Below are 24,831 nucleotides of genomic sequence, written 5' to 3' on the forward strand. Positions count from 1 at the left end.
ATAAGTGAGGCTTTTATTTTGTCTAAATTATGCCGACTTAATACCTTCTAAATGGAGCTGGCATTGTTGCCTTGCCGTTGCGAAAAAAGCTTGTAGATAGTGACGTTGCTGTTCTGATGCTCTAATCGCAGCAAATAAACGTCGCCATAAGCCTTGCTCTAACGGCTTACTTACGACTAACCCCTGTTGCGCAAAATCATGAATAGCCCAATTAGGTAGTACGGCAACGCCTAATCCAGCCGACACCATTTGCACAAGCATCAAAGTATTATCCGCCTGTTTCCAAGCTTTCGGCTCTATGCCAGCAGGTTGTAGGAAATGTTTCACGACATCTAAACGATTTTTTTGTACGGGATAACTCAGCATGGTGTGAGCGGCAATATCTTGCGGTGTGATAAAAGGCTTTTCTGCTAAAGGGGAATTAACACTAACGATTAATCGCATTTCAAAATCAAATAAAGGTTCATAATGGATCTCGCTTCGTGGCTGAATATCAGACGTGATCACTAAATCGAGCTCACCGCAAGCAAGAGCAGGTAATGGTTCGAAGCCAAAGCCTGAAGAGAAGTCTAGTGTTACAGCCGGCCACTGCACCTGATATTCCTTCAATGCAGGCATTAGCCATTGAAAACAGGAATGGCATTCAATCGCCATATGTAAGCGACCATTAGCATCTTGTTTTATGTTAGCAAGTTCATGTTCTGCATGAGTGATTTGCGGAATAATTGTATCTGCAAGGTTTAATAAAATATCACCTTCTGCAGTAAATTTTACAGGTCGAGTTTTTCGTAAAAATAGCTGACCACCAAGACGTTGTTCCAGATCTTTTAATTGATGAGAAAGAGCTGATTGGGTCAAACACAATGTATTAGCTGTCGCGGTTAATGAGCCAGTATCTCGTAATACTGATAATGTTCTAAGATGTTTTAATTCAATCATGCTTGTCTACGTCCTTGTGAAAGCGTGTTCTTTTATCAACTTATCGTTTTTTGCTATAACCCAAACATCTAGATGGCTACACGTCCATATTAGCGTGGATGAGTTTATATCGCCATACTATCAACATGAGAAATATTCATAATCAAAGTGAATATTTGGATGTCAACGTGTAGACAACAGAAAGCAAATCAAAAATTTTGCAACTCTGATTGTGGTTTGAAAACACATAACTAGGTTGAAACGGAAGCAGCACTTGAAAATATGGTCAGTACAGAAATTACTACGTCAATAGTTTATTAAAACAGTAGGATAAATAAGTAAAAGAGAGAAATAAAAAAGGCAGCTTCAAGGCTGCCTGTCTGTTTTTCTAAAGTAAATGCTTATTTAGTATCAGCAACTTTTTTCGTGAACGTTAATGTGTGTTTTGCATTTGTTAGTGTCAGCGTGTCGCCAGAAATAGCAACTTTGTTCCAGTCTGATAATGATTTTGAAAATGTTTGCTCAACTTTCATTGCATCGTCAGGACAAAGCATCATTGTCATCCCCATTTTTTCAATGCGTAGTTGTCCATCTTTAAGCTCTGCTTGACCAAAGTAACGGTTGCACCCTGCGTTACCGTTAGCGGCAAGATCCGAAGATAGTTCTAGACTAGGGGCTTGGAAAGGTGCTTGTAATGCAAGAGCTTTGTGATCGATTTGAACTAATTCCCAATTGCCATTGCTAATTTCGTTTGCAGTGACTTTATGTGGCGCTGAGTTCATAGCACTGTTACCTGCACAAGCGGTTAGCATCAAAGGAAGTACCAAAACTGATAAAAGACGCTTTTTCATAATAATCATTCCTGAATAAATTCTATTTTTAAGTCGGCGTTATTGTACACTGTTTCATTATATAAATAACTATAGCTTACATAACTCTACCAGAGTATTACTTTACATTTATTTACGTAACCAAATGTAATTCGTTATGCTAAGTATAAGATTATTTGAAGATTTAATTATTCCAAATCTCTCATATTGTAACGTGTTATTGCTGATGAATCATGTTTTAAGAGAGAAGGCATGGATATAACGTGATGGTTATAAAATGACGAATATAGCTAGCGCTAAAAAGGGCAGGTATTACAGAGATGAGGTAATACCTTGCCCATACTTATTTGGTCTATTTAAGCTTTTTTAGATTCAATTGCTTTTTCAACCATATGAAGATGCACATCTTGCTGTGGGAATGGGATTGAGATATTTTCACGGTCAAAGCGCATTTTTACTTCGCGTGTGATATCCCAGTAAACATCCCAGTAATCGTCTGTTTTCACCCAAGGGCGCACGATAAAATCAACAGATGAAGAGTTTAGAGTGTGTAATTTAATTGTTGGCTCTGGGCTACGTAGTACTGCCGGATGCTCAGAAACAATGTCATTTAACACACGTTCTGTTTTTTCAATGTCATCGCTGTAACCAATACCAAAGATCATGTCTACACGACGGACTTTTTCGTGCGTTACGTTCTTTATGATATCACCCCAAATTTTACTATTTGGGATCATTAGCATCTCGTTACTGAATGTTTTGATTGTGGTGTTTACAAGACTCATATGACTTACTTTACCCGTAATACCACCAGCTTCAACCAGATCACCGACATCAAATGGACGGTAAATCAGTAGCATCATACCTGCAGCGAAGTTTGATAGCGTATCTTGTAATGCGAAACCAACAATAATACCGGCAACACCGAAACCCGTTAGAATAGGGGCTAGGTTTAGGCCAATTTGAGATAAAGCAATAAGCAAACCAATAGCAAAAACGGCTTTCCCTGACATAGAGATAAAGAACTCTTGCATCAAGATAGACATGTTTAAGTTCTTTGTAGAAACTGCACGCTTTACCATTTTTCTTACAATGTTTTTCAATGTTTTGAATGCAAAGATGATCAAAACAAAAATAAACACTTTAAATAGCATTTGTGGCAGGTTGCTTAGTAACCAATCTTTTAGATCTGTTGTCCAACCCGATGCGATAGACCAAATAACTTTGCTATTTAGCAAATCATCAGTAACGTTACCGGTTTGTTCGAATAGTTGTTTTTTGTACTCAGCAGTATCAATACCTACCGTATCTGCAATCTCAATCAGATTTTCTAAGTTAGTCGTATCATTATCAACTTGACGTTGAGCTAGGATCTGGGAAAGTTGAAGTGTACTTTTTTCACTTTCACTGGCTGATTTTAATTGCTTATTAGCAACATCTAATGCTTGGCTATCAAAAGTTAGAGATGTTGAAGTAAATGCTAGGCGGTGCTCAATTTTGTCGGTTAATTCTTTTACAGCTTGTGGGGCTGGTTTTCCTAGCTTTTCTAGCCACTGATAATTTTGCCATTCTTCTTTTAGAATTGAAGTTGAAAACTGACGTGTTTCAGCTATTGTTTTTAAAGCAACAAGTTTGTCAGCATCTTTAGCTTTATCGAGAACTTCCTGATCTCGTGTTAATTTTTCATCAAGAAATTTATTGGCTTCTCTAACAAATACAACTTGTTTATCTACTTGTGTTAACAGCAACTTTTTATCGACATCGTTGCTTTTAATCATACTCGCGAGAATATCACGAAGTTCGTTATTTTTATTTAGTATTTGTAAGCGGACTACATCGAGAGAAGATCCCGTTAATGTAGTTGTCTCCTTAGATAAGGTTACTATTTCACTATTGAGTTGAAGTAGTTGCTCTACTTTAGGATTAACGGTTTGCTTGGACGTATCGGTCTTACTCTCGGCAAAGCTAAGAGAAGACATAAGTAATAATATTAATACCAGAAAGCGCATAATGCGGTTAACTCCTACTGGTGTAAACATAATCAAAGAAAAGCCATATATACAATTCAATTAATGCATATTTTTGCTGGCTAGAGAAAATAGGCGCAGATTATATATTAGTTTTAAAGCGGAAAGTTAGAAATTTGCAAGTAATCAACAAGAAGAATGGGTGGTACAAATAATCGTTTAAGTTGATATGAAAAATAGAAAACCACGACAATTTAGTGACTTGTCGTGGTTTATTGTAACTTTATTATGAACGTTCATTTAAGTTTTGGCGCGCTATCTCACTGTCTTTGTCTGCATAGAAATGGACTTGAAATTGAGTATCAGGTGTCATTAATTCAACTTTATGCCAGTATTGAGGCGGGCTGATGAGTGAGTCATTTGCCTGAATAACAACCTCTTGTTCGATTTCTCCTCGTCTTTCTGTAAAGCCATAAAATTTCAGAGTCCCAGATATAACACTAATTTTTCCGTATACACCTTCACGGGTGTTGTGCTCATGAACTAACATTTTCGGCACAGTGTCACGATTAAATACTGAGGTTGATTTGTAGTTAATAAAGCTATTAGGAATAGATGCCATAAGTTCTCTCCAATATTATTTTTGATTAGGCTTGGTGAGCTGGTAAATCCTTGTTTTGATAACAATCAGCAAAGTTATGATTACGATCGCGATGTTTAGCTTCATCTTCTCTGATTCTTAATACAACATCTCGCAGTTTTGCATCATCATGTAACTCATAGTAGTTAATTGCAATTTGTTGCGCTGCGACATTTTCAAGTTCACCACTATCAATTTTTTCTAAAAATTCGGTATAGCTTTTACAAGCTTCCTCTTCAAAGTAACCCACGACACGGTGCGCAATCTTTGATGAAGTGAGGTAAATAATACTGTATACACAGATGAAAACGGCTTGCCCTAATAAGACAAGTCCACGTTCAACCCAGCTTGGTTTAGCGATATCTAAAAAGATCATTAAGTGCATACGTTCATTATCTGCTTCACTTAATAACTCTTTGATCCACCCCTCATCATCTTTCATTCGGCGAAGGGCTTTTAAATGGTTAAACATACCGGCAACCATACCTGGTACGGCAGCAATGGTTTCTAAAATCACAGCACGTTTAGCGTATTTTTTGCCATAGAAAATATTAAGAGAATACTTGAGAAGCTGTGTGATTTTATACGCTAGGCGCTCAGAAAATTTAGTGGTTTCTCTGTGTGTTAAAGCAAAATCTGACATTGGACTACTCGCTCTTTCTTAAACATGTATTAATAATACATGTTTAAATTATTAAAACAAGTATTTAAAATGCAACATATATAAAAAAGCCTCTTCACAAGGAAGAGGCAAAAAGTACCATCGCTATTATTATTCTAAAAAATGCGAAGAGGAAGAACGTTAATTAACTTCTATTAATTAACCAAAATCACCATTTACATAACCACGAGTGCGTTCATCTTGAGGGTTATTAAATAGGTTTTGCGTTTCATCATGTTCTACTAATTCACCCATAAGGAAAAATGCAGTACGGTCAGAGATACGACGTGCTTGCTGCATTGAGTGAGTAACGATAACAATGGTGAAATCTTTCTTCAGTGACTCCATTAAATCTTCAATTTTTTTGGTCGCAATAGGATCAAGTGCAGATGTTGGTTCATCCATCAAAATAACTTCAGGTTTCATTGCGATTGTACGTGCAATACATAAACGTTGCTGCTGACCACCTGATAGGCCAAATGCGTGTGATTTCAAACGATCTTTTACTTCGTCCCATAATGCGGCACCACGAAGAGATTGTTCGACAATCTCATCAAGGGTCTTTTTATCTTTAACCCCTTGTGCACGTAGACCATAAGCAACGTTTTCGTAAATGCTCATTGGGAATGGATTTGGTTTTTGGAATACCATGCCGACTTTAATACGTAGCTGAGCGACATCAATATTGCCATAAACATCTTCACTATCCATGGTCAATGATCCTTTGATGTTTACGCCTTCAATAAGATCATTCATGCGGTTAAGGCAACGAAGTAGGGTAGATTTACCACAACCTGATGGACCAATAAGAGCCGTTACCTGACGATTAGGAATCGGTAAGTTAATTTGTTTTAGCGCTTGGTTCTGACCGTAGTAAAGATCTAGGTTTTCAATATTAAATTTATTCATTTTATCTTCCTCAAAATTAGTAAGTCGCAGTGTTGAAACGGCTCGCAATTAGTTTGGTAATTAAGTTAATGATAAGAACAATCACAATAAGAACAGTGGCAGTACCGTATGCCTGATTCCATTCATGAACGGTGTAAAGTTCTTGGGTTAACTTATAAAGGTGCACGGTAAGCGTTCGACCAGAGTCAAAAACACTTTCAGGTATACGTGCAACCATACCTGCGGTCATAAATACCGGTGCGGATTCGCCAATAACACGACCGACACTGAGGATGATAGCTGTTACAATTCCTGGCATTGCACTAGGAAGAATAAGTCGCCAGATGGTGTAAATTTTAGATGCGCCTAAACCATAAGAACCTTCACGGTAGGTTTGAGGAACAGCCATTAGTGCTTCTTCTGTGGTTCGAATAATAACAGGCAGAATCAAAATACTGAGTGTTAATGCACCCGATAAAATTGAATAGCCAAAACCCATAACAACCACGAAGAATGTCATACCGAATAAACCATAAATAATTGATGGAATACCAGCGAGTGATTCTGTACAGAATCGAATAACTTTAACTAAACGACTGCCTACTTTTGCGTATTCAGTTAAGTAGATAGCCGTCATAATACCTAACGGTGCTGCAACTGAGATAGAAGCAATAACCATATAGATAGTTGAGACGATCATTGGCCAAATTCCTGACTCTTGACCAATAGTGGTATAGCCAGAAGTAATAAAGGACCAATTAACATGGGCTAGACCATTACTTAAAATGTACCAAATCACCCAAAGTAAAAAACCAACCGTGATACCTGCTGATAACCAAATTAAAAATAAAGCGATCTGATCTTTACGTTTTTGTGCTTGCGGGTTGGCTTTGGCCAATACCGATGTATTTGCTGTTAATGACATAACTTTTACCTCGCACGCTCACGGTTTAAAAACAAAAGCGCGCCGTTTAGCATCATGATGAAAACCAGAAGGACAATACCTGTAGCGTACAATGCACTGGCGTGAATACCGGTTGCGTAAGACATTTCGATAGCAATATTTGCCGTTAGTGTACGTGCCGACTCTAATAGACCATCAGGCATAGCAGGGGAGTTACCCATCACCATAATAATTGCCATCGTTTCACCTAGAGCACGAGCAACACCTAAGATGACGCCAGTCATGATGCCTGAGCGAGCTGCCGGAACCAGTAGTTTGAAAATGGTGAACATCGATGATGCTCCCAATGCTAAAGACCCTTCTTTATACGCACGAGGTACAGCGCGAATAGAGGTTTCAGATACCGTAATAACTGTTGGTAAGATCATGACGGCAAGCACGATGATACCCGCCAGAATAGTGTTACCAGCAGGGACATTAAACACTTCTTGGATAAGCGGCACGATAATAACTAAGCCAAAGAAACCATAAACGACAGAAGGAATACCAGCTAATAGTTCGATCATTGGACGAATTAAATCGGCTAGACGTTTTGGGGCTACTTCTGCAATAAAAATAGCAGTTAAAACACCAATGGGTACACCTAACACAACAGCACCAGCCGTTGAAACCAGTGATGCAACGATCATTGGTGCAATGCCGTATAGCGCTGGTGGTAACCAATCAGTACCAAGGACGATACCAGCTACACCAGCTTGCGCAAAGGCAGCATAACCTTCGCGGAAAATAAAGTAGCCAATGGTAATAAGAGATAAAATGCCGATAGCGGCACTTAGCATAAATAGATTTTTAAAGACTATTTCTCGCCAATCAATTCGTTTTTTTGATTTTAGCGAAGAAGTGCTCTTTGCTGTTTTTTCAATATTCGCGATGGTCATTACTTACTCCAGAACCAGTACAAAAGTGACCGGTTACTGACAAACAAAAAACGCTCAGCCCTAATGAGCTGAGCGTAAAATACTAATTAATGTGTAGAAATGAAGCCTTTGTTTTCAACAATTTTCTGTGCGTCTGCTGATTTCATCCAAGATAGGAATTTTAGCGCTTCAGCAGATGGACGGCCTTCTTTGAACACAACAAGGAATGGACGTTGAACTGTGTAGTCACCAGACTTGATTGCAGCAACAGAAGGTTTGTGACCGTCGATCGCTAGCGGTTTAACAGTATTATCTACTGAACCTAAAGAGATATAACCAATAGCAAATGGGTTGTTTGCAACGGTTGTTTTCAGCTGACCATTACCACTAGCAACTTGTGCTTTCTGTGAAATAGCTGAAACTTTAACGCCATTGATTTTTTTCTTTAGTTTCATGATGTCTTCAAAAGCACCACGAGTACCTGATGCTGTATCACGTGTAGCAACAACGATTGGCTTATCTTCGCCGCCAACTTGTTTCCAGTTAGTTACTTCACCTTTATAGATTTTTGCAACTTGCTCTTTTGTTAGGTCAGAAACCGGGTTGTTGTTATTAACAACAACAGCGATACCGTCACGAGCAATAACCACTTCTTGTACTTCAGGCGATTCTTCTGATGCTTTAAGTGCACGAGAAGACATACCAAAATCGGCTGAGCCATCGTGTGCAGTACGAATGCCAGCTGATGAACCTGGGCCTTGAACCTCTACTGTTACATCGTTTCCTTTCGCGTAAGTCTCACCAAAAACTTCCATAAGCGGTGTTACTGAGCTTGAACCTACAACAGAGATAGTTTCACCTGCAATTGCTGCAGTGCTAGCTACCATTGTTCCTGCTAAAGCGATTGCACCGATAATCTTTGTTTTCATTTTCCTAGTCCTTCGTGGTTGCTTATTACTGTAGATATAAATGAACGTGACAAAGATTAGGAAAGTTGTGTGACACTTATGTTTCAGAACTTTGAACACTCTATGAATGTTGTCACAAATACTTAATAGGGATTAATTGAGGCGTTAATTGAATGTCATTAAAGCGGTAAGTGTGCTTTATCGCTATTTGGTATCTTGTTTTTATGGGGTAATTTATATAGTTACAGCTGCTTGTGAGCGATTTTTCACCTATTTATATGCTCAAAGATTGAATGTTACGATGCGTAGAATTTAATCGTTGTTAGATGAAAGCTTATTTACGATATGAATATGAGCCTCTATATCAGAAAGTTGTTTGACACTTTATCTATAGTAAAATGAACGGTTGTAATGGATAGTTAAATTGTAATGACTTCCTAACCAGACTTTTTATGTTAATAAAGGCTATCGATGTTAAAAAAAGCGCAGCAAATGGTGGTGTTTAATGCTCTAACCAAGCAGAAGAGTTTTACAAAGGCTGCTCAATTACTGGAAATTTCGCGTACTCAAGTGAGTAAACTGGTTCAACAATTAGAAGAACGTCTAGGTGTACAACTCGTACAGCGAACAACACGTTCTTTTGCGTTAACAGAATCAGGGCGAATTTTTGCGAAACATTGCGAAGTTGTTGTCGATGAAATTAATGAAGCTGAGAGTGAGCTGTTGATTTTTGGTGATAGCCAGCAAGGATCATTACGGGTGGGTATTGCCCAGTCATTTGCTTCAAATCATGTGGCGCCTTATATCAATGAATTTCATGAACAAAACCCATTAGTTAATCTTGAACTCAGCTTATTTGATCATCGTGTTGATTTGATCTCAGAGCAATTAGACTTATGGATAGGTTTTATGGATTCTCCTCCTCAAGGTTTTGTTGCTCGCCACTTAACTAATTGTGATTTTGTTTTAGTCGCGAGCCCTGATTATTTAGCAAAATATGGTGTGCCTTATCATCCTGATGATTTACAACATCACAATTGTATTACGTATTTTAGTCGTGAGCGTAAAGACAATATTTGGAATTTCAGCTTAGGTAATGAAGAACAACAGGTGAAGGTAACGGGCAATTATCGAGTGGATTCTGCTGATGCAATACGCGATGCAACCATTTCTGGTAATGGAGTAGGGTACTTAGCGACGTATTTATTAAAAGATGAAATCCGCCAAGGTAAATTAATTCGGTTAATGCCTGATTGGCAGTTAACACAACATATGCCATTGTATGCAGTTTATCCTCGCCATAAGTATTTACCCTCGAAGGTGAATCTTTTTATTGAGTTTATTCGTGAACATATCGCGTTAGGGAATATCTCATGTCAGGTATAGTGAGCCATTAAACTTTTCATGTTGGTAAGTCTTTATTTTCATCAATCATATGATGTAAAAAACAGCAGCGTGACGCAAACGGTTAGCTAAACGCTGTTTTAAATGTTTCTAATTGTAAATTATGGGAACAATACTATCCCATATAAGAACCAATCAAACGCTTTTCGTTTGCTTAGCTTGAAAAGTAGCCGTTTCCTGTGTTTTTTGTTTCTCGATTGTTAATTGTAATAACAATTTGATCCTTGTCACGTTTTTATTTCTCAATAGAATCCCCCCGCAATCGTTTACTACTACACATTGGAGATTGACCATGCATTATTTGGTCGGCATCTTAGGCATTATTGTTATTTTTGCCGTTGGTTTTTCATTTTCAGAAAATCGTCGTGCAATTAATTGGCGTAGCGTGTTGGGTGCATTTTGTATTCAAGTTATTTTTGCGGGCTTCATTTTATACATTCCTATTGGTCGTGTAGTTTTAAACAGCATATCTGGTGCCGTATCCGGTATTCTTGAATATGGCCATGAAGGTACGGAATTTCTGTTCGGTCAATTAGCACAATTTAAATTAGGTTTCATTTTCGCTGTTAACGTTTTGCCTTCAATTGTGTTTTTCTCTGCGCTAATTTCTGTACTGTATTACTTAGGCGTTATGAAATGGGTGATCAGTACGATTGGTGGCATATTACAAAAGCTACTGGGTACAACACGTACAGAGTCAATGTCTGCAACGGCTAATATTTTTGTCGGTTCAGTGGAAGCGCCTTTAGTTGTTCGACCATTTTTGGCTCGAATGACACGTTCAGAATTATTCGCAGTAATGGTTGGCGGTTTAGCATCTGTTGCTGGTGGTACCATGGTGGGATATGCGGGATTAGGTGTTCAGCTTAAGTACCTTATCGCAGCAAGCTTTATGTCTGCTCCTGCAGGTTTGATGATGGCAAAGTTGCTTGTTCCTCAGACTGAAGGTGTTCACACCATGGAAGAAGAAGACGATGGTGAAGAAGACGAACCAGTTAATATGGTTGATGCCGCTTCTCGTGGTGCGTTAAGTGGTTTACAAATAGCTATGGCAGTCGGCGCAAGTTTACTGGCGGTTATCAGTTTAATCGCGCTTGTGAATGGCGGCTTAGGTCATATTGGTAACTGGTTAGCCTCTTTGGGTCAGTGGTTAGGCTTTAACTGGGATGGTTTACATCATTTAAGCCTTGATATGATCTTTGGCTATCTATTTGCGCCTGTTGCATGGTTAATTGGTGTGCCATGGTCAGAAGCAACAACCGCTGCAAGTTTGATCGGTACTAAAATTGCCGTTAATGAATTTATTGCATTCGCTGATTTAATGAAGCCAGAAACTGTCGCTAAATTAAGTGAGCACTCCCAAGCGATTGTGACCTTTGCATTGTGTGGTTTTGCTAACTTAACCTCTATTGCAATGTTAATGGGCGGTTTAGGTGGTATTGTCCCACAACGTCGTCCTGAGATTGCACGTTTAGGTATGAAAGCTATTTTTGCTGCAACACTTGCTAATTTAATGAGTGCGACATTGGCAGGTTTATTTATTCCTCTTTCACTGTAGTATAGAAAGCAGAATAAAATACAAAAACAGAGAGCCGAGGCTCTCTGTTTTTGTATATGTGTTTCAAGTCGCGATTAAATAACAAAAAGGAAACGAATATCATGAAATCTGATGTGGATAAGCTTGTAGCAAAACATGCTGAACTCATTCATAGCGATGGATTGAAAGTTCGCTCACATACTCAGCGAGAAGACGGTGAGTGGATCCTGCATACGTTGATGATTGAAGGTTACGACGTCCCATTTAAATTTAAACGAAAGAAAAAATATCAAAGTTTAAATGGCTGTAAGGTGAATATGACCTATTACCCTGAAGTGATAATGGTGGCAGGGTTTGAAGTTGAAACGATGAAAGTGGTTCGAATTAAGCGCTATTAATGATTTTCCTTATTTCAAAGAAAAACGCCAAGATGCATAAATAGCAACCTTGGCGTTTTTTTATCACGTATATGGATACGGGTTAACGTTGACTATTCATTTGTTGAAGCTTATCTCCGATAGGACCTGAGAAATTAAAGCCATCATGAACATCCCAGTTAATTGACCACGTCATTACACCGCCAAAGTTAGGATACAGTTTAGTCGGTACGACCGAGCCACAGCTACTGCCTTTGGTGACACAATCTAGTGCATCAATAATATTTTGTGTTGGTGCTTGTCCAGAGTTCGCGGAACTTGGTCCTGACGGCAAGCCAATCGCAACTTGATCATCGCGAAGTGGTGCAAATTGACTGCCATCTGCCAGTTCAAACCCTTCTACTAACATTTTGACTGAAGCCACCATCATATCAACCGATCCTTCAGGGGCGACTCCTGACGTATATGGATTTGCTAAACCACCGTTGTTATATAGTTGTACATGCAGCAGATTTAGCATGTCACGTAACTCATTTATCATCGGGATGTAAGCGCCCCAAATTCCTGAGTAAGCAATCATGCCGCCTTGAACATAAGGGTGTTCTGGTGCCATGGTTAAATACATATCACCACCAATGTTGGCTTCGATTTGTTTTAACGCAACGGGTAAACGGGCTTGGATCTCTGTGCCATGGAGTAAGTTTGACCCACTTTCTAAGTCAATATCGAGTCCGTCAAATCCCCACTCATTAATAATATCAGTCAAGCTTGAAACAAAGTTTGCTTGGTCGGCATCGTTATTTAAAGTGATAGTACCCTCAGCACCACCCAGTGAAAGAACGATGATTTTACCTTGTGCGCGTAATTCACGAACATCATCTTTAAATTGTTGTGGATCAAGCGGCTCACAACTACTGCGAATGTCACCGTTGTATAAATTAAAGTGAACAGTACCGTCGCTGTTGCGATCATTATCAGCAAATGCGATATCGATAATATCCCAAGCGGGTGAAATATCACGAAGACGTATTGGACAGCCAGAGCCATTAACGAAGTTATGCCAATAGCCAATTAAGTTATGTTGAGTCTCAATCGGTTCTTGAACTTTTACACTGGCTGCGGTTGATAGTGCGGTTTCACCGTTACCATTCGTAGCGAGGGCTGTGACAGTGTAATTACCTGCAGATTGCGCCGTCCAAGAACTGCTATAAGGTGCAGTTTTATCGGTTGCAACAACATTGCCGTTAATAATGAAATCAACTTGTCGAACATCACCGGTTAGTGCTGTCGCTGTTGCTGAAAGGGTGAGTGCTTTACCTAGTGTGACAACAGAGCCACTACTTGGAGATGTTAAGCTAGTAACAAGAGCCTGATCGCTTACAGTAACCGTAGCGCTAGCTTCATTCGTGTTCGCTTCATTATCAGTGGCAACGGCTTTAATCGTGGTATTACCTAAATCTGATGCTAACCACTGTGTGCTATAAGGAGCTGTGAGAACGGTGTCAATAAGTTGTTCGTTAGCATAGAAACTGACTTGTTCGATAGTACCATCGGCATCAGTAGCATCAGCATCAATCGTCAGAGTCGTTCCTGCTAATACCGTTTGTTGATCACTAAGAGAGGTGATCTTAACGTCAGGAGCAATGGCGCAAATTCCTAAATCTGTCCATGCATCTGTCCAATACTGTCCCTCACCAGGCTTATAAGCCCAATCAGATGATGATGAACACCAACCTGCGATGTCACAACGGTATTTATGATTATTACTTTCTACCAAATCACCTGCTAGATAATCAGTACCAGATTTAAAGGTTGGAATATCACCACAACCACCACCAACAATAACGTCATCAACAGTAAGAGTTATCGCACTTGATGTGGTTGTACTATTTTCATTGTCTGTTGCTTTGGCTGTAATTTGATGATTACCCGCCGTTGATGTCCATTGTGCAGTGAATGGGGCTGAAGAACTTGTTGCGATTAGTTGGTTATCAACAAAGAACGCTACCTGAGTGACGGAGCCATCTTTATCTTCGGCATTGGCTGTGATCGTTACCGTATCGCCTTCAGAAATAGGAGTATCAGATGTTGGTGAACTAATTGAAATACTTGGCGCAAGGTTTTCACTCGCTGAAACGACACTAATATTCACAACATCTGTTTTAGTGGCATTTTCATTATCCGTTGCTGTGGCTGTAATGGTGTAGTTACCAAGCACCGTTGTCCAATTAATTTGGTATGGGGCTGTATCGACAACTGCAATAGATTGTTGGTTTATGAAAAACTCAACATGTTGAATAGAACCGTCTTTATCACTTGCGTTGGCAGCTAACGTAATATCTGTTTGCGCGGTTAATTGTGCATTATTAAGCGGTGAGATCAGTGTTACGGATGGATCTTGATTTCCACTGCTCATGCAGCTATCAACGAATGTCCATTCTTGCCAAGGCCCTGAGTGGCTCGCTGGCTGATTGCCTTGAGACCACCAATTTGCATTATAGATGTTGTTGTCTTGTTGGACTTGGCTACCGCCATTATAGGCTATATTTGCTTGCCATTTGGCGATATTAGAACAATCTGCCGCGTAAGCATGTGATGTGCTAAAGGCGACGGCTAACGCACAGGTAAGAAGTGTCTTTTGCATTGTCTATCCCTATTGCAGTTAAAATTCCTCGAAAGTGAGTAGAATAATAATGCGAGAGAAAGTGAATAAATGTTAAAAACAAGGTGCTTAACTTTTAAGCTTTATTAAGTCACTCACAGTGTAAATAGAATACAAAGTGAATGTCATTTTTATTTTTGAGCGGTCTCACAACAAAGAGATAGTTAAAATTGCTTGGCTATGATTCTAAAAAGGAATACATTTTGTGTAACAGGCTTATTAGCCTAGAAATATCGGACTAAAGGAAGAAAAATGGATTGGTATCTTGCTGTTTTAAAAAAATATGCACAGTTTAATGGTCGTTCACGTCGTAAAGAGTTTTGGTTTTTTACGCTTTTTAGCGCTTTGATCAGTATGGCACTAGGGTTTGCTGATAGTCTTTTAGGTTTACCAACCATTGGGGATGACTATGGCGTATTAGCGGCATTATATTCACTGTTTATTGTTATCCCTAATATTGCCGTGATTGTCCGTCGTTTACATGATCAAGATCGTACCGGTTGGTGGGCACTGATCATGTTTGTTCCGATTGTTGGTATCTTAGTGCTGATCTATTTTATGGTACAAGACAGCAAGCCAGGTGATAACCGATTTGGTCCCAACCCAAAACAAAATGAAGGTTCATTCACGGTGTAAATACCAATTAATCATTATATTGAACGTAAAGCTCAGACAAAAGTTCTGGGCTTTTTTATGTGTAAAATTTAAGCAGCCAATGAAAAAAAGTATAAATTGATAAACGTTCCCTTGCATATCTTAGTGTGTTTGGTAAAAAGAAATGAGCGAATATGGAAAGCGCGGTTATTTTTGTAGGAGGCAACGATGCTTATTGCTGATAAATTATTAAGTAAAGCAATTCAAGAGCAAGTAAAGCGTGAAGGTGCGTTGAACGCTTTAGAAACCGTATATTCAAAAGCGCGTTATGCACACTTTAAGCGTGTGAAATGGGGTACTCAGTTCTTTGATGGTATTCAGTTTGGCGACGGTAGCTTAATTGCTGTAAAACCAGGTTCATTTAACCGCTTAACTCTCGTTAGCCTTGCTTCAGAAAAGCACGTGGGGTGATAACCCATTATTCTGAGTAGTGCTCTCGTTAAAGCATTCTATAAGCCTATTGGTGGCAAGCCCTGAAGGCTTATATAAGCAGATTGCTGGTCTGAGGATATAATCTATTATTTCATTCTTTAGAAATGTGTTTTAGTATTGCAACAGATGAGTGATGTTCGTTTTGACCGAAATGAAACATCATGACCACTCATCATTATTAATATCGTTTTTGGAGTACGATTAATGTTGTGTAACTTTTCTATTCATCAAGTTCAACGACAATGCTCGTTGGCTGTCTTTTCGAACCTATCTTTATATTCATCTCGATTTAGTCACGGCTATTAATTAGCCGACAATCTAAAGATTAAAATCATTTGATAATACGCAGCCATAAGCTGAGGCTTTGTGTTGCATATATAAAGTAAGGGTATTGTGTGAATTTAAAATTAATAGGTAGCTCGCTGATTATTGCGGGTACAGCACTCGGTGCAGGAATGCTCGCTATTCCAATGGTATTGGCTCAGTTTGGCTTATTGTCAGGCACAATTTTAATGTTGATTATTTGGAGTGGTACTACGTATTCAGCATTATTATTACTTGAAGCCAGTATTAAAGTTCGCGGTGGTTTAGGTATGAACACTATCGCGAAACAATCATTAGGAAAGGGTGGACAGTTAATCACTAATGGCTTGTTATACGCACTATTAATATGTTTATTAATGGCTTACATCATTGGTGCCGGCGACTTAGTGCATAAAATGGTACTGAATTTAGATTTAGATATCTCGTTAGTTCAAAGTCAAATTTTGTTTGCTGTTATTGCTGGTGGTATTGTCGCGGCTGGTACTGGTGTGATTGACAAGCTTAATCGTGTGTTATTTCTCTTAATGTTAGCAGTGCTTATTATTACGCTCTTTGCCTTAGTGCCAAATATGTCACTAGCACACTTTTTCACTGCAACAAATGACAGTAGTATTGATCTAATCAAAACCAGTGCTGTGTTATTTACCAGTTTTGGATTTTTTCCTGTTATTCCATCATTAGTGTCTTATAACGACAAAGCGACACATGCGCAATTACGCAATATGGTTTTACTAGGCTCGTTTATTCCACTTGTGTGCTACTTATTGTGGCTTTACGCTGTTGTGGGAAGTTTATCGTACGAGCAATTAACACAGTTCAATAATGTTTCCGAGCTAATTAATGTGCTGGCCACTCGATTTGAAGGAATCCATGTCATTCTTTCATTATTTACGGGACTAGCGTTGCTGACTTCATTCTTTGGTGTGGCTCTTTCATTATTTGACCAAAATATTGATTTATTTAAACAAAATCGTGCGGTGACGTATGTTTTAACCTTTATTCTTCCATTATTAGGCGCCATATTTGCTGCAGATAAATTTTTAGCAGTATTAAGTTATGCGGGCTTAATTATGGTGTTTATTGCAGTGTTTATCCCTATGATGATGGCTCTTAACTTAAGAAAAGCAGAGGGTAAGACACAAACAGCAATAAGTAATGATGCGTATTACGAAGTTGGAGGTGGGCAAATTGCAATGATGGTTTGTTTTGGCTTTGGTTTGTTCTTGATTGGAGCGCAAGTTATTTAAACTAAGCGTAATGGTAAAAGTGTGGGGCTGATAGATTGACCGATCTATCAGCCCCTTATTCTAGGTATGTATTAAGTGACCGACTTAGACATACCAAACAGAGAGTGACTATTGGAGTGCGATAGGAGTATCGCTAGCACACACTGTTATTTTTCCAAATAATACAAAGTTTCTGGTAGTAGGGCTAGATGATGAGAATTTTAGGAAATCTTACAGTGTAAAGAAATAATTACAGATAAAGGGAGCATGGTGCTCCTTTTATCGCTAAATTGCTCGATTATCTGTGCTACATTTTGATTACTGTTAAGTAACGCTTTGGATAACCACTTTTGTAATAGTCGGTTTCAGTTACACCAAAATGCTTTTTAGATGAAGAGCTATGAACAAATTTCAATGTGTTTTTACCCACTTCAGTAATAATACCAGCATGACCTGGTTTACGAATCTTCGGATTTGTTCCTGTGAAAACAATAAGATCACCTACTTTGGCATTTTTTAGTGATACTTTTTTATCATAAAGATTAGGGTAAGCCGCTGTTGTACGAGGTATTGAAATATCGTACTTGTTATAAACATATTTAATGAAACCTGAGCAATCAAAACCTTTAGGCGTTGTCCCACCCCACACATACTTTGTACCAAGATACTTACGTGCGAAGTTGATCATGTCTTGTTCTTTTTTTAACTCAGTGTTTGAGATAGGGGTAACGGATGGCTTAATAACTGTTTTAGCTACCACAGGTTGTTTTGAGAGCGCTTCGGGCTGTGGTGATGCATTTACCGTTGATTCACAAGCAGTAAGAAAAAAAAGAGAACAGGTGATAAGTGCCACTGAGGATTTAGGTAAGGTCATAACTTTATGTGCGCTTGCTGTTTAAAAAAGGAAAAGATAGCTCATCATAACGGTTAGATGAAAGTTGTGTTAATTTTTTACTTGAATCCCTTCACATTAAGGTGATTAAGTTATCGATGATCAACAAAAAATAAAAATTAATTATGTAACTTATTGTATTTTATATAAATATTAGTGCTTTTAGGGAGTAAAACGAAATGCATAATCCGTTTTGTTACTATAAGTTATTGATATGTCACATAAGGTTTTACTGGTAGGTGTTTGATTCTTTTTGGGAATACTCTATCATACCGATTATATCGATAGGTGTGTATTATATTTATAATATTGTTCGCGCTTTATCGATATCCTAAAAAGGTATTTGGTGTGGTTATGTTAAGAAGTGTAGTATTTTTTCTGATGATGTTTCTTTCTTTATCTGCGAAAGCTGAAGAGAGATTAACGCTTTGGTATTCGCATCAAGATAATAGTTTTATTGAATTATTGGTAAGTGAATTTCAAAAAGAAAATAATATAAATATCTCTCTTGTTCAATTTGATCCTGAGAAGATAAAAGCTGAAATTTTACTGGGCGCACAATATGGTGGTTTACCTGATCTTGTCATTTTTCCCTCTGATTTTGTTGGCCTACATAGTTTAATGAAACTATCAAGTATTCCTAAAAGTTGGTTATCACCAGAGCTTTCTCGAACGGCGATGATGACAGCGTACGTTGATGATAAATATTGGGGAGTTCCTGTTATTCAAGGGAATAACCTATTGTTATATTATAATAAAAAGCTAGTTTCTCAGCCAGTGAGTAGTTGGCATGACATTATCGATACCAAGCAAAAGTGGCTTGATAAAAATATTTTGCCTATTGGGTGGAATTACCTCGATATGTATTACTTTATACCATTTTTATCTGCGTTTAATGGTTGGCCCATTATTGATGGTGAAATATCACTTAATACACCAGAAATGGTTAAGGCTTTAAAATATTATCGTTATTTATCAGAGCAAAAAATTGTAAATCCTGAATGTAATTATACTTGTTCACAAAGTGATTTTATTCAAGGTAAAGAGGCGTATGCGATTAATGGTGATTGGGCATATCAAGACTTAAAGAAGGCAATGGGCAATGCTCTAGGCGTAGCCTTATTACCTACTGTTGATGGTAATGTAATGCACCCAATGAGTAGCACATTTCTTCTGTCATTACCTAATTACAATAACCACACGGTACATAAAAAAGCCTTAATTAAAAAGTTTGCTAAGTTTATTCAACGCTTAAGTATTCAACAATTGGTCTATAAAGAGACACGTTTATTACCTACGTCAGAGAAATTATTGAATCGCTATCAGCAGCAGGCTACAGGTGATGAGCAAATATTGTTTAAGCAATTTGAATTATCTAAACCAATGCCATCAACAATAAAAATGTCGATAGCATGGCAAGCGATGGCTATTGGCTTTAAGCGTTATGAAGATGGACTATCAGCAGAAAAAACGGCTGAATTTATGCAGCGTATCGCTATTCAGCAATGGAAGCGGTTGAGTAAATAATGAAACTAAAATTAAAGTCATCACTGGCGCTATTAATGGTTTTCGTTGCGGTTTTACCAGCATCTATTATTGGCGGTTTATTAATAAAGCAGCAAACAGAAGTTGAAACTAATTACCGAATTGATCTCATAGAGCGTTTATCCACAACGTTAGCACAAGAGTTTAATTATCGCTTTTATCTATTATCTACTGCGCTAGATGTGTTATCACGAGATAGGTTGTTAGTGCAGGGCATTGATGACTTCTTTCTGACTAGCCATGTCGATGCCACATTAGCAAATTTAGTTGATAACACGCCATTAGCACAAGCGGCTTATTTGGTTGATGCTAACTGGGATGAGGTAGAAAATTATAATGGTATTAATGGAGTAAAATCCTTCTCCAGTTTGAAAACCTTGTTGAGTAAGAGTGTGGGTACGAGTAAAAGTACAGGCAATCAATGGGTGTTTAATTATGGTGATGAACATTTGATGCCTGATAAATTTAACCCTAGTCATAAAGGCGTTGCCATAGGTGTACCTATATATCAGTCAACGCTGACGGAAGGGCTAAAGCGTAAACCGTTAGGTTATTTAATTGTTATAGTGCCTGTGGAAAATATTGTTAAGGTTCTTCGCCCTTATTTAAAAGATGGCGAGCACGTTATTTTTCATCATAATGGCATGGATAATATTGCGGTTTATAAAGGTAAACTTGATCCCTTAATGCCGACGGTATCAAAAACGGCTGAAGTGACGATAGATAATAAATATATTGCAGAGCCAATGTCTTATGAAGCTCAAGTCTTCATGAATAAATATTTGGGAGAGAATCCCTTTACTAATTCATTAAAGATATTAACTATTGTCGCTATTATTGTAATTATGTTTACGTTATTAACGGCGACAATATCGTATCGTTGGTTCGCAAAACCTTTAACCTATCTTATGGACAGTGTAAGGGGGTGTTTAGGTGGCAATTATAATATATTAGATAAAGATTTAAGATTTTCTGAATTAATCATGGTGAATAATCTTATTCAGAAAATGTCGACCACAATAAAAGCCCAGCTTAGTGACTTAGAAGATAAAAATGTAAAGTTGATGACTTTTAATGATCAACTAGAGCAGAAAGTACATGAAAAGACGTTAGAGTTAACTCACTCATTACAGCGCGAAGAAAAACGTCGAACCATGCTTCAGTCACTCTTGTTATTTAGTAATAAATTACAACATGGTGATATTCACTCTACGGTTATGACGCAGTTAGTGAGTCTGTATCCTTATTCAGGATGGGGGATGCAGTTATTTATAAACAAGAATACAAATTGGTTTAGTGAAGGCTTGTCTAACATTAATTTAGAGAGTATTGATGCAGATGCGCATTGCAGTGATTACTTTCGTATTAATAGTGGCGATAAAGTGCTTCAATGTTTCAAAATTGTCGATACACATGGTGTGTTATTGGGGATTATTGTGATGGAGCACCCTAATATTGCACGAGATGACTATGAAATTATTTCATTATTTATTCGTCAATTATCTGCAGAACTTGAAGGTCGATTACTGAATGAAGAGTTGGAAAGAAGCGCAATCACAGACCCATTAACGGGGCTAAGTAATCGTAAAGCGTTTGATGTTGATCTTGATGAGTGGATAAAAATTGCACATCGATATCCAGAACAATACTTTGGCTTGTTTATGATCGATGTGAATGGTTTAAAGCAAGCCAATGATGAATATGGGCATCATATGGGTGATCAGCTGTTAATCGAAACGGGCAGGCTTATTCAAAGTGTTTGTCGTAGTACCGACAAGGTATATCGTCTCGGTGGAGATGAATATGCGATTATTATCAAAGGTGGTGATAATGTAGGCTGTGATAAGTTAACGTTGCGTTTACAACAGTTAGTTATAGATAAGCATTATGCACGCCTAGCTTCAGGAGAGAAAGTGGCTATTCACTTTGCTATGGGCTGTGCTAGCACTGAAAATATTGATGCACGTGCACTTTATCAAGTAGCAGATAAAGCAATGTATTTAGATAAAAAAGCATATTACGAACAAATTGGTAAAATGCCAAGGTAGCTAACATCAGAAAATGCATAAAATTAAGCCACGATAGCTGATGATTCAGTTATCGTGGCTTTTTATGATTAATCGCGTTATTTGTGATTTGAAAAGTTATCGCCTTTAGCTAAACGATCATAAAGAATCACATTAACGGCAGCGGCAAGATTCATTGAACCATTCGTTGGTACATAAATCGTTTCACGACAAAAATCAGTAATTTCTTTTTTTAAGGTGCCGTCTTCAGGGCCAAAGATATAGAAAGCACGTTTTGGGTGCTTATAGTCAGGTAATGCTTTTGCACCTTCGATTAAATCAACAGCAACGGGTACACAGCCGATAGGAATGATTTTCTTTAAGTCTTCAACACCTATTAGCGGTATATCAAGTGATGCTTTTTTTGTATCAGTACAAAACTGTGCGGCATGATCATAACGCGTTCCCGTATAAAACACCGAGTTAACACCATAACAGCCAGCTGCGCGCATAACAGATCCAACATTCTCCGGTGTTTTGGGATTAAATAGGCCAATACAAGAATAGCCTTGGCTTTTTTTGCTCATACTTCTATCTACTTTAAATTACAGATAAATAAATGTTTAACCGGTGTCAGTTAGACATGTATTTGAAGCTAAAAACAAAGCAGGTACGAATACCTGCTTTTTTGTTTGTTACTACTTACCACAGCACTTTTTGTATTTTTTACCACTACCGCATGAACATGGGTCATTACGGTTGGGTGTCTTTTCAAACACAGTGGTTTTAGGTTTATTTAAAACACTGTCTAGCTCTGCAATATCTTCTGCAATGTCAGCCTTGATAGTGATATTTGCAAACAGTTGGTTGTCATTAACTTGCTGCTGTACTTCTTGTTGACGTTCTTCGCTGTTCACAATCAATGTGAGTGGGTTGGTTTCCGTGCCCAGTTTGGTTTCGCGTTTCGTGTTGTAACCAAAGCTTTCATATTTTGGTTTCTTTTCGATACGACCTTTGAAGAAGAATTTAGACATGGGATAACCTATTTACCATGAATTAACCCAAACCATAATCGTGGGTTAATTGTTACGAATAAAAAACCACCGCGTGGGTGGTTGAAATTGCGGGCATAATAACCGCCATTAGTGAGCTTATCAATAGTAACCCATATGCGGTATAAGGTATTTTGAACGGCTAAGTGAGAGATGAAGTATGATTGAGAATGTGAATTGGTGAACGTTTAAACGTTTGCGTCAGTCTGGGTATCTTTTAGATTGACGATCGTTTCTAATAATGAGTACTTTAAAGAAAAGCGCAAGAAGAAACGGCGCTCAAAGGCTTAGCCTATTGGCATAATAGAAAATTTCGACTGGTACTGATAACAAATGTTGTTAACATAAGCCGTAATAATTTTCTGTATTAGTGATTTATCGCTGTCTAGTCAGCGATTTATGCATCGAGTTGGTGTTAATAGTCATTATACTTTTTAACAAAAATAATAAGGTATAACGAAATTTTTTTATTTTTTTCATATTTATTCGTAACGAATGAAAAAAATACGGCATAATAAGGCCCCGTTATACCAAGCAATTGATTGCTGTCGCAGGTCTGAAGATCTGAAATTAATGGGAAAATGATATGGTTCAACCAGAAAATAACTCAATTGTAATTTTTGGTGCGTCAGGTGATTTGACACACCGAAAGTTAATACCTGCGTTTTATCACCTTTATGCTAATGGTTTATTGCCTGAAGATTTTGCAATTTTAGGGGTAAGTCGTACATCATATAGCGATCAAGAATTTCGTGATAAGTTAAAGCAATCTTTGACAGAAAATGAAAAAACCGATGACGAAACATTGGTTAATTTTTGTCAGCATCTTTACTACCAAGCATTAAATACGTCTGATAAAGATGAATATGCAGTCTTGAAAGAACGCTTAGATACTTTCAAAGTAACGCACAATACCCAAGGTAACGCTGTTTTCTACCTCGCGACACCACCAAGCCTTTACGGCGTGATCCCAGAATGTCTAGCCGCTCATGGCCTAAATGATGAGACAGAAGGTTGGAAAAACCTGATTGTTGAAAAACCATTTGGTTATGATCTAGCGTCAGCGATCTCATTAGACAAGCAAATTCATGCTTGTTTTCAAGAGCACCAAATCTACCGTATCGATCACTACTTAGGCAAAGAAACGGTACAGAACCTGCTTGTATTCCGCTTTGCAAATGGCATGTTTGAGCCGCTTTGGAATCGTAACTTTATTGATTACGTTGAAATCACTGCGTCTGAATCATTAGGCGTTGAAGATCGTGGTGGCTACTACGACGGTGCTGGTGCTGTTCGAGATATGTTCCAAAACCATTTGCTGCAAGTATTGGCAATGGTTGGTATGGAATCGCCTGCTGCAATTAATGCTGATTCTATCCGTGATGAAGTGGTTAAAGTGATGCAAAGCTTTAAACCATTATCAGATGATGATCTTAAAAATAACTTAGTGTTGGGTCAGTACACGGAATCAGATGCTCGTGGTAAGCATTTGTTAGGTTATCGCCAAGAGCCTGGTGTAGCGGAAGACTCACGTACTGAAACTTACGTTGGTATGAAAATGTTTATTCAAAACTGGCGTTGGAATGGTGTGCCATTCTACGTTCGTACAGGTAAACGACTACCAACACGTGTGACGGAAGTGGTTATTCACTTTAAGAAAACACCGCACCCAGTGTTTGGTGAAAATGCACCTGAGAACAAGCTAATTATCCGTATTCAGCCTGATGAAGGGATTCTAATGAGCTTTGGTCTTAAAAAACCAGGGGCAGGTTTTGAATCTCAAGAAGTATCAATGGACTTCCATTACGACAAGCTTGAAGAAACCCATATGCTGACAGCGTACGAACGTTTACTTCTTGATTGTATGAAGCAAGATGCAACCTTGTTTGCACGTACAGATGCTGTTCGCGCTTGTTGGAAATTTGTTCAACCAATTCTTGAATACAAAGAAAACCCAGAACACTTATTTGGTTATGCCGCAGGTACGTGGGGACCAAAACAAGCTGATGACTTACTTGCATCAAGTAATCGTGAGTGGCGTTTTCCTTGTAAGAACTTAGCAAACACTGACTATTGTGAGCTATAAG

22 protein-coding genes are annotated in these 24,831 nt (G+C 38.2%); 9 read left to right on the plus strand and 13 right to left on the minus strand.

Annotated elements, in window-relative coordinates; all coding sequences use genetic code 11:
- Positions 1–27: 27 nt before the first annotated feature.
- From metR to C9J38_RS06050, 9 genes are all read right to left on the minus strand, one after another.
- Positions 28–939, minus strand: coding sequence for an HTH-type transcriptional regulator MetR (gene metR, locus C9J38_RS06010; RefSeq protein ID WP_107206293.1), 912 nt, complete (start codon positions 937–939; stop codon positions 28–30).
- Between the two features lie 380 nt (positions 940–1,319).
- The gene (locus C9J38_RS06015) at positions 1,320–1,769 is read right to left on the minus strand and encodes an META domain-containing protein (protein WP_107206294.1); all 450 of its coding nucleotides are present in this window, start codon (positions 1,767–1,769) and stop codon (positions 1,320–1,322) included.
- 335 nt (positions 1,770–2,104) lie between these two features.
- Positions 2,105–3,757: a mechanosensitive ion channel family protein gene (locus C9J38_RS06020; RefSeq protein ID WP_107206295.1), complete on the minus strand. Its 1,653-nt coding sequence runs from the start codon at positions 3,755–3,757 to the stop codon at positions 2,105–2,107.
- Positions 3,758–4,001: 244 nt separating this feature from the next.
- Positions 4,002–4,337, minus strand: coding sequence for a DUF1971 domain-containing protein (locus C9J38_RS06025; protein WP_045084364.1), 336 nt, complete (start codon positions 4,335–4,337; stop codon positions 4,002–4,004).
- Between the two features lie 25 nt (positions 4,338–4,362).
- Positions 4,363–4,998: an alternative oxidase gene (locus C9J38_RS06030; protein ID WP_107206296.1), complete on the minus strand. Its 636-nt coding sequence runs from the start codon at positions 4,996–4,998 to the stop codon at positions 4,363–4,365.
- 177 nt (positions 4,999–5,175) lie between these two features.
- A complete protein-coding gene (gene pstB / locus C9J38_RS06035; protein ID WP_107206297.1) occupies positions 5,176–5,925 on the minus strand; it encodes a phosphate ABC transporter ATP-binding protein PstB in 750 nt (249 codons plus the stop codon).
- 16 nt (positions 5,926–5,941) lie between these two features.
- The gene (gene pstA / locus C9J38_RS06040; RefSeq protein ID WP_107206298.1) at positions 5,942–6,829 is read right to left on the minus strand and encodes a phosphate ABC transporter permease PstA; all 888 of its coding nucleotides are present in this window, start codon (positions 6,827–6,829) and stop codon (positions 5,942–5,944) included.
- 5 nt (positions 6,830–6,834) lie between these two features.
- Complete coding sequence (pstC, locus tag C9J38_RS06045) at positions 6,835–7,746, minus strand: phosphate ABC transporter permease subunit PstC (protein WP_107206299.1); 912 nt, start codon at positions 7,744–7,746, stop codon at positions 6,835–6,837.
- An 86-nt stretch (positions 7,747–7,832) separates the two neighbouring features.
- The gene (locus C9J38_RS06050) at positions 7,833–8,654 is read right to left on the minus strand and encodes a phosphate ABC transporter substrate-binding protein (RefSeq protein ID WP_107206300.1); all 822 of its coding nucleotides are present in this window, start codon (positions 8,652–8,654) and stop codon (positions 7,833–7,835) included.
- 450 nt (positions 8,655–9,104) lie between these two features.
- Between C9J38_RS06050 and C9J38_RS06055 the strand changes: the two genes are divergently transcribed.
- The 3 genes from C9J38_RS06055 (at position 9,105) to C9J38_RS06065 (ending at position 11,972) form a co-directional block, all read left to right on the plus strand.
- Positions 9,105–10,019 (plus strand): LysR family transcriptional regulator, encoded by a 915-nt coding sequence (locus tag C9J38_RS06055; protein ID WP_107206301.1) that lies wholly within the window; start codon positions 9,105–9,107, stop codon positions 10,017–10,019.
- Between the two features lie 310 nt (positions 10,020–10,329).
- Positions 10,330–11,595 (plus strand): NupC/NupG family nucleoside CNT transporter, encoded by a 1,266-nt coding sequence (locus tag C9J38_RS06060; protein WP_107206302.1) that lies wholly within the window; start codon positions 10,330–10,332, stop codon positions 11,593–11,595.
- A 101-nt stretch (positions 11,596–11,696) separates the two neighbouring features.
- Entirely contained in the window at positions 11,697–11,972 is a 276-nt protein-coding gene (locus C9J38_RS06065) for a hypothetical protein (RefSeq protein WP_107206303.1), read from the plus strand.
- An 82-nt stretch (positions 11,973–12,054) separates the two neighbouring features.
- On the opposite strand, the gene C9J38_RS06070 is transcribed toward C9J38_RS06065, so the two are convergent.
- Positions 12,055–14,595 carry an Ig-like domain-containing protein gene (locus C9J38_RS06070; RefSeq protein ID WP_107206304.1) on the minus strand — a complete coding sequence of 847 codons (2,541 nt, stop codon included), beginning with the start codon at positions 14,593–14,595 and terminating at the stop codon, positions 12,055–12,057.
- Positions 14,596–14,865: 270 nt separating this feature from the next.
- Between C9J38_RS06070 and C9J38_RS06075 the strand changes: the two genes are divergently transcribed.
- The 3 genes from C9J38_RS06075 (at position 14,866) to C9J38_RS06085 (ending at position 17,270) form a co-directional block, all read left to right on the plus strand.
- Entirely contained in the window at positions 14,866–15,249 is a 384-nt protein-coding gene (locus tag C9J38_RS06075; RefSeq protein WP_107206305.1) for a DUF805 domain-containing protein, read from the plus strand.
- Between the two features lie 186 nt (positions 15,250–15,435).
- Positions 15,436–15,678, plus strand: a complete 243-nt coding sequence (locus C9J38_RS06080) for a hypothetical protein (protein ID WP_107206306.1) — start codon at positions 15,436–15,438, stop codon at positions 15,676–15,678.
- Positions 15,679–16,094: 416 nt separating this feature from the next.
- Entirely contained in the window at positions 16,095–17,270 is a 1,176-nt protein-coding gene (locus tag C9J38_RS06085; protein WP_107206307.1) for an amino acid permease, read from the plus strand.
- A 286-nt stretch (positions 17,271–17,556) separates the two neighbouring features.
- Here C9J38_RS06085 and C9J38_RS06090 read toward each other — a convergent pair whose 3' ends face one another.
- On the minus strand, positions 17,557–18,123 hold the full coding sequence (locus C9J38_RS06090; protein WP_107206308.1) for a C40 family peptidase: 567 nt from the start codon (positions 18,121–18,123) through the stop codon (positions 17,557–17,559).
- A gap of 372 nt (positions 18,124–18,495) precedes the next feature.
- On the opposite strand from C9J38_RS06090, the gene C9J38_RS06095 reads away from it, so the two are divergent.
- Positions 18,496–19,668 (plus strand): extracellular solute-binding protein, encoded by a 1,173-nt coding sequence (locus tag C9J38_RS06095; RefSeq protein ID WP_233218474.1) that lies wholly within the window; start codon positions 18,496–18,498, stop codon positions 19,666–19,668.
- Positions 19,668–21,734 carry a GGDEF domain-containing protein gene (locus C9J38_RS06100; RefSeq protein ID WP_107206309.1) on the plus strand — a complete coding sequence of 689 codons (2,067 nt, stop codon included), beginning with the start codon at positions 19,668–19,670 and terminating at the stop codon, positions 21,732–21,734. Before C9J38_RS06095 ends, C9J38_RS06100 begins: the two co-directional genes overlap by 1 nt.
- A gap of 77 nt (positions 21,735–21,811) precedes the next feature.
- Here C9J38_RS06100 and C9J38_RS06105 read toward each other — a convergent pair whose 3' ends face one another.
- On the minus strand, positions 21,812–22,279 hold the full coding sequence (locus C9J38_RS06105; RefSeq protein ID WP_005368466.1) for an RNA methyltransferase: 468 nt from the start codon (positions 22,277–22,279) through the stop codon (positions 21,812–21,814).
- A 111-nt stretch (positions 22,280–22,390) separates the two neighbouring features.
- Positions 22,391–22,726: a PBPRA1643 family SWIM/SEC-C metal-binding motif protein gene (locus C9J38_RS06110; protein WP_107206310.1), complete on the minus strand. Its 336-nt coding sequence runs from the start codon at positions 22,724–22,726 to the stop codon at positions 22,391–22,393.
- Positions 22,727–23,330: 604 nt separating this feature from the next.
- On the opposite strand from C9J38_RS06110, the gene zwf reads away from it, so the two are divergent.
- Complete coding sequence (gene zwf, locus C9J38_RS06115) at positions 23,331–24,830, plus strand: glucose-6-phosphate dehydrogenase (RefSeq protein WP_107206311.1); 1,500 nt, start codon at positions 23,331–23,333, stop codon at positions 24,828–24,830.
- Position 24,831 lies beyond the last annotated feature (1 nt).

Origin of the sequence: Photobacterium sp. GB-210, assembly GCF_003026075.1 — a bacterium.
In the GTDB taxonomy this organism is placed as follows: domain Bacteria; phylum Pseudomonadota; class Gammaproteobacteria; order Enterobacterales; family Vibrionaceae; genus Photobacterium.